We start from the raw sequence: 5,598 nt of genomic DNA, 5'->3' as shown, positions 1-5,598 counted from the left end.
CATCGCACACAGCCATGTCATGGTATTCCGTCAGGTAGGTGGCAACACACTTCTGACTCTTGCCGCAGTCGTAATCCGACAGTTCCATGAAAGTCTCGACGGTGTCGGGAATACCCCCACGATTGCCGCCACTACCATTATCACCCCCCGCCGACGACGAATCGTCACAGGCGGAAAGGGCGAAACAGAGCACCCCAGCAAGGGCACAGACCGTAAACTTTTTCGCGAATGTGTTTTTCATAGCAAAACCTTTTGGAAATTACTCAGAGTTCTTGATGCAACGAACGGAGATGGCATAACCCTTGTCTTGATAATAGCTTAGGCTTGACACGAAGGGCCGCAGTTCAGGTACACGAACTAAGCGTGGATTGACGTCTTCAGTGGCACTCCAAAAGTACGTGAAACTGCCAGCTAGGGAGAAGGAGGTTCCTCCTCTGCTGCTTCTGTAACCAGCTGGCAGCGCGGAAAAACCGTATGCATCAGAGCCACTGCCACTTCCATTCCAGCCTGATAGGGATTTTAGAACTGTTGCTGTCGTAGATGAAGCACCAACCGCAATAAACAAGACTCTCCATTCATCGTATGTAGGCAAGTGCCAACCGCTGGGGCAAACTCCTTGAACCATTGAAGGCAACGTGCAATTTTTACCATAACCGCAATTCAGCGGGTTATCCGCATCGGTTGCTAGTTTCACCGAGTCGATAGCCGCTGCCCAGGTATAAAGACGGCCAGCCACGGCACAATTTTCTGCTTTGTTGTTATAGCACCAACTTGTAGAATCGGATTCAGTACCGTAAACACTGTGGAATTTTACACCTGTATAAGCATAGTTCAGATTCTGAGCCATCCAAGTTTGATCTCCGATTTTTATCGTCTTATAGACCTGACCATCGCGTTCATCAACAATCGAGTCATACTGAATTTCTGGGTTGAGATAGGCTTCCTTGGGAACACTCCAATCAAAGACACCCCAACTCGATGATGATATAGAGACCTTTTCGCTTGACGAAGACTCTACCTTGCTCATGGAACTGCTGCTGGATTTAGCACTGCTACTACTCAACTTTACGCTAGAACTGGATGGATCCCCTCCGCTTCGCTCCGAGAATGACGACTTGGCAGAACTGCTGGACCCGTTCAACTCCGTTTTGCCGCTGCTGGAGATTGCTTCGCCGTTGCTGTCGCTGGACCCGTCGGTCACTTCGGCTGGCTCAGTGACCTTGGCGCTGCTGCTCAGGGCACTTGTTTCGCCGTCATCACCACCCGCCGACGAAGAGTCGTCACAGGCGGAAAGGGCGAATATTGCCGCCAACATAAAGATGGTTAGAGATTGCTTCCCCTGAAACAAGTTCAGGGTCGCAATGACACGCTGGAAAGACTTTCTCATAAGAACATCCCTTTGTAAACCTTACCCCCTAAAAATAACAAAGCACCCCCCTGCACCGCAAGCCTTCAATGCGTAGAAAACGAACTTTTTTTGCCGCGTCGGGGCGAAAAATTTCTATATGTCTCACACTGCGACATATAGGCTGTTTTCATAGTCAATTCATGAAATTTTACAAGAAACAGCCCAACAAAATGTCTTGCACAATTTATTTGTTCAAACTATATTCCTCCACATCATAATTCTCTAGAAGCAAAATATGAAAAAAAACTGATTCTTCTTTCTGCTATTGCCATAGCTGATGTTTTTGACAAATGGGCTTGCAAAACTCACTTTACGGCTCTGCAAAGCCTGGTTGAACATTTTCCGTTAGTTATATTAGGTGTACTATTGTGCTAGATAAATTTGGAGGCATAATGAAAAAAAACTTGTTCCCGATAACTATGGCTCTTGGCTTTGCTTTGACGCTAATTGCCTGCGGCGACAGCGGTACCAATTCCGGTAGTGAAGACGAGACTGGCTCCGGCGACAAAAATTCTTTTGAGAATTCAGGAACAAAAGATGGCGTCGTCAAAATGAGCTCCATGGTTGACCCGCGTGATGGAACAACCTATAAAATTGCTCGGGTCGGTACTCAAGTATGGATGGCCGAAAATCTAGCTTTCTACGACACGCTGTGGAATCCGAAGATGGCAACAAACAATGTTGAGCAGTCTTCTGATGGTGAGTCTGGACGCAAGTATTCCTATGAAGTGGCAATGAATTTTGCCTACTATGATGATAGCTTGTATAACGATGGAATATGTCCTCCGGGCTGGCATTTGCCGACCATGGCTGAGTTTGACGAGCTTAAGACGTTGGTAACCTCTAAATGCGATTCCACTACATTCTGTGGCTTGGCTGAACATGGTTGGGGTGGCTCCAACACTTATTGGACCAGTACATCTACGGATTATGGTGTTCGCATCGATACGGAGTACGGATACAAGTACGAATCCAATTCCCGAATGGCAGTCTGCTATTCCATCGATCTAGGCGACCGTAAGCCATTTGAACCCAATTTTTCAGGAAAGTCTTTTGAAATGTATGTTCGCTGTCTTTTGGGTTCCAGGGCGGATTCCGCCGATGCCATGAAAAAGTTTCAAAGTGTTCGCCAAAACCGTCTTGATTCCATAAAAATAGCGCAAACTCAATTGGTCCATGACTTGAACGGAGCAAAAAATCATTTCAACGGCGATCTTGAATACAGCTATTTTACAGATGAGCGCGACAGCAATGTTTACGGATATCTAAAAATCGGCAATTATACCTGGATGGCAGAAAATTTGAGATATGCACCAGGAAAATATCTGCGTGACCGTCAGGATACAATTGAGTATTATTCAATAGGAAGTGTTTATTATGGCAGCCAGAGAGATTCAATCTGCCCTAGTGGCTGGCATGTGCCGTCGGTGGCTGAATGGCAAGATTTGTTCACGGTCGCAGATAATATGGGAAACCTCATGGCAACAAATTCCTATTGGGATCCTTCTGAGGTAAAGCCTACGAATACGACCGGTTTTACCATGTTGCCGACTAGGAAGTTTTTGGGGAAAGTGGAAAAGAGTCCCTTCAATGAAACCGAGTTTTGGACAAGCGAAGACTCTTTGGAGGTAAGAATGGTAATTGATACTGTTTACACCGATTCTGTTGAGGCTGAAAATTTCACCTTGGATACGACATACGTTGATAAGCTCTATAATTTATACTATGAATATAGTTGGATATGGAAAAATTTTGATTTAGAGATGGGCAGTTCTACTCATGGGCTCTACGTTCGTTGCGTGAAGGATTGATAACCTGGTTGCCAATGCTTAAAATAAAAGGACCAAAAATGCTCAAAAAATTTATTATCCCGTTTTCCATTGCCGCCTTGCTAGTTGCCTGCGGCAGCGATTCCAACAGCAGTTCCGCAACAGATGACTCATCACCGAACAACAAAGGTTCAGGCAGCTGTCCCAAAGATGGCTCAGGGGACGACACAAGCTGCTCCTTTAAAAAGGAATGCGATACCTGGAAGTATTCCGAACAGTTTATGGGCATCCGCGATATTTACATTTGGCAAGACGAAACCACGGTCAAGCATGAAATCTGGATGAACGATTACCACATGGATCAAAAAGACGAAGTCTTGACCGACCAGAATCGTGACGACCTTTACAAGGAAGCCATGGAAGACTGCGAATATCACTTGAACTCATCCAAATAGATTCGTTCTTGTATGGGGCAATGGCTGCGTCATCCCCTAAAGGGGACCACGGCCCACTAAGAGCGAAACTCTAAGTGGTTGCTGGCCTAACGCGAATGTTCAGCCACGGAACAGGTTTTAGTCCTGGAGGCAACGCAGACTTCGGCCCTTGCCCTTGTTGTCCTCGTTCTGGAGTACCTGGTAGATGTCGTAGTTAAAGCGCTGGATCCCCGCATTGTAAAATTTGTACTCAGAGGCACTCCACAAGTAGGCGTTGAATCTCTCGAGAGCGAAAAGGCCATTGAAGTCCCTGTAACCGGCGGGGAGAACCGAGAACCCGTAGTCATCGCTACCGTTGTAACTACCATACCAGCCAGTGGTGGATCTGAGCTTTTTACCGACAGGGGAGGTTCTACCGATGTTGGCGTACAGGGTACTGTACTCCTCGTTAGTAGGTACATGCCAGCCTTCCGGGCAAATACCGCGGTGGGGGCTATTTGGGGTACAGGTCATGCCATAGCCGCACTTGGTTCCAGCGTTCTCACTGAACTGAGCCGCGCTATCCATCACGGCGCTCCAGGTATAAAGGCGACCGTACTTGGCGCAACCGTCGGGGGCATTGTTGTAGCACCAACTGGAGGAGTCACTACCGGTATAGGAGCTGAATTTATAAGGCACGCCAGTGTAGGCGTAGTTCAGATTTTGTGCCATCCAGGTCTGGGTGCCTATGGTGACTGTCTTATAGACTTGGCCGTCACGGTCATCAGTCAATGTCCCCGTTACAACAGTTGCCGGATCAACAACAGACACGCTACTGCTGGAAGCGATGCTACCGCTCGATTTCACACTGCTACTGGACGCAACTGAACTACTAGACAGATTCGTACCCGAAGAATTCACATTGTCACGAGAGGAACTAGACAAATCGCCATTTTTGCTTTCGGAGGAAGCGCCATCGCTCGGAGCGACGCTTGAAGAACTACCCTTCTCGCTATCAGGGGAATTTTCATCACCGCCTTCGTCGCTGGAGCCATCAGCCTTCATGCTGCTCGACGACTTTGTAGAAGTCGAACTCGGCTTTGTCTGGTCGTAGGACTTGAACCACTTTTCGCCGTCGCATTCATAGTTCAGTTCAAGGTCTGCTACATAGACCTTCTCGCCGATGACATCCATGCCGCACTCGTAGGTTTCAAGTTCCGCCTTGTCAGCCACTTCGGCAGGAAGCCCCGTCCCCTTCGGCGAAGACGAGTCGTCGTCCCCGCAGCCGATAAACGCAGCACCAAGCACCCCCGCAAGGGCGCAGACCACAAATTTCTTGGCAAATGAATTCTTCATAGCGAAACCTTTGCGAAATTATTTAGAGTCCTTCACGCAACGGACGGAGGCCCCATGATTCTTATTATCGTAAATCAAGCCTGCGATGTCTTCGCCGCAGTACAAATACATACGGTACGCGTCGTTGCTAATGCCCTTCGTATCATTTGAACTCCAGAAGTATGCGTAGCTGCCCCTTCGTACGTAATGCCCATCGCTCCTGGCACCAGCAGGTAACGCAGAGAACCCGAAAGCGTCTGTGCCGTTGCCATGATTGCTCCAGCCATCGGTAGACTTGAGAACTGTACCATTTGTGGAACTGTCGCCCACCGCCGTGATCAAGGTTCCAAACTCCTGCTTGCTGGGCAGGTGCCAGCCTTTAGGACAAATGCCACGCACGGGATAGGTCGGAGAACAAGACGCAATATAGCCGCATTTCTTGCCATTTTTACTCCACTTGCCAAGGCTATCCATGGCCGCAGCCCAGGTGTACAAGCGACCGTATTTGGCACAGTTGGCAGGGTCATTGTCATAGCACCAACTGGTGGAATCGGATGTATAGTTATCCCTTTTATAGAAAACGTCTGTGTAAGCATAGTTCAGATTCTCCGCCATCCAAATCTGTCTGCCAATGGTCACCGTCTTGTAGGTTTTGCCGTCGCGCAAATCCGTC

The 5,598-nt window shown here is 48.1% G+C and carries 5 protein-coding genes and 1 pseudogene; 2 read left to right on the top strand and 4 right to left on the bottom strand.

Features of this window, described 5'->3' with window-relative positions:
- Both Q0628_RS00860 and Q0628_RS00855 read right to left on the bottom strand, forming a co-directional pair.
- Positions 1 to 241: pseudogene (locus tag Q0628_RS00860) on the bottom strand (hypothetical protein); the annotation flags it as partial.
- A gap of 18 nt (positions 242 to 259) precedes the next feature.
- Complete coding sequence (locus tag Q0628_RS00855) at positions 260 to 1,387, bottom strand: fibrobacter succinogenes major paralogous domain-containing protein (protein WP_298767620.1); 1,128 nt, start codon at positions 1,385 to 1,387, stop codon at positions 260 to 262.
- A 413-nt stretch (positions 1,388 to 1,800) separates the two neighbouring features.
- Here Q0628_RS00855 and Q0628_RS00850 point away from each other — a divergent pair, with 413 nt between their 5' ends.
- Positions 1,801 to 3,219 (top strand): FISUMP domain-containing protein, encoded by a 1,419-nt coding sequence (locus Q0628_RS00850; protein ID WP_298767618.1) that lies wholly within the window; start codon positions 1,801 to 1,803, stop codon positions 3,217 to 3,219.
- 38 nt (positions 3,220 to 3,257) lie between these two features.
- Positions 3,258 to 3,632, top strand: a complete 375-nt coding sequence (locus tag Q0628_RS00845; RefSeq protein ID WP_163441103.1) for a hypothetical protein — start codon at positions 3,258 to 3,260, stop codon at positions 3,630 to 3,632.
- A gap of 117 nt (positions 3,633 to 3,749) precedes the next feature.
- On the opposite strand, the gene Q0628_RS00840 is transcribed toward Q0628_RS00845, so the two are convergent.
- Both Q0628_RS00840 and Q0628_RS00835 read right to left on the bottom strand, forming a co-directional pair.
- Complete coding sequence (locus tag Q0628_RS00840; protein WP_298767616.1) at positions 3,750 to 4,946, bottom strand: fibrobacter succinogenes major paralogous domain-containing protein; 1,197 nt, start codon at positions 4,944 to 4,946, stop codon at positions 3,750 to 3,752.
- Positions 4,947 to 4,964: 18 nt separating this feature from the next.
- Positions 4,965 to 5,598, bottom strand: a 634-nt coding sequence (locus tag Q0628_RS00835) for a fibrobacter succinogenes major paralogous domain-containing protein (RefSeq protein WP_298767614.1), incomplete at its 5' end; no start/stop codon positions are given.

It is taken from the genome of uncultured Fibrobacter sp. (assembly GCF_937877005.1).
Lineage (GTDB): Bacteria > Fibrobacterota > Fibrobacteria > Fibrobacterales > Fibrobacteraceae > Fibrobacter.
The sequence above is the reverse complement of the archived record's forward strand: the minus strand, read 5'-3'. Positions and strand labels throughout refer to the sequence as shown.